This is a genomic window from Vibrio sp. 2130-1 (assembly GCF_033339515.1).
In genome coordinates, this window is sequence record NZ_JAWOUT010000373.1 from 1 (window position 1) to 645 (window position 645).

The following is a 645-nucleotide window of genomic DNA, read 5'->3' on the forward strand; positions in this document are numbered from 1 at the left end:
GTGCAATGCGCATTGGAGGATAGGCTTGTGCACGTTGACGGCTATCTGCTACACGGTCTTCTGGTAAAGGGTGAGTCAGTAGCATTGGTGGCGGTTTGCTCGCGTAGCGGTATTCATCGGCCAAACGGCCAAAGAAACGCGGCATTGCTTGCACATCAAATCCTGCTTTCGCCAAGGTTGCGATACCGAAGCGGTCGGCTTCTTTCTCGTTTGAGCGAGTATAGTTGATTTGGCTTTGCATGTTGCCTGCTGTTGCGGCGGTAATCGCTGCCATGCCTGCTTCTGGTGAAGCAATCGAAAGTAATAATGCACCAGCAAGCGCAGCTAAAGTAGCTGGAGAGCGTCTTGCCTGGTCTTCCATACTGCGCGCTAGGTGGCGCTGTGTTACGTGTGCAATTTCGTGCGCGACAACGGATGCGAGTTCACTTTCGCTACGAGCATGAAGAAATAGCCCTGAGTGCAATGCAACGTAACCGCCAAAAAAGGCAAAGGCGTTGATATTACGATCACGAATCATGAAGAAGTGGAACGGCGTTTTTACATCGTTCGCGTTGGCCACGAGGCGGTGTCCGAGGGAATCGATATATTCGTTGATGACCGGATCGTTGACGATAGGCTTACTGGCTCTGAGCATGCGCATGTACG

Annotated in this window: 1 protein-coding gene; it reads right to left on the minus strand. The window is 51.9% G+C overall.

The window, feature by feature from the left end:
* On the minus strand, window positions 1-645 hold a 645-nt coding region (locus tag R7Q09_RS26310; RefSeq protein WP_318143963.1), incomplete at both ends, for a M48 family metalloprotease.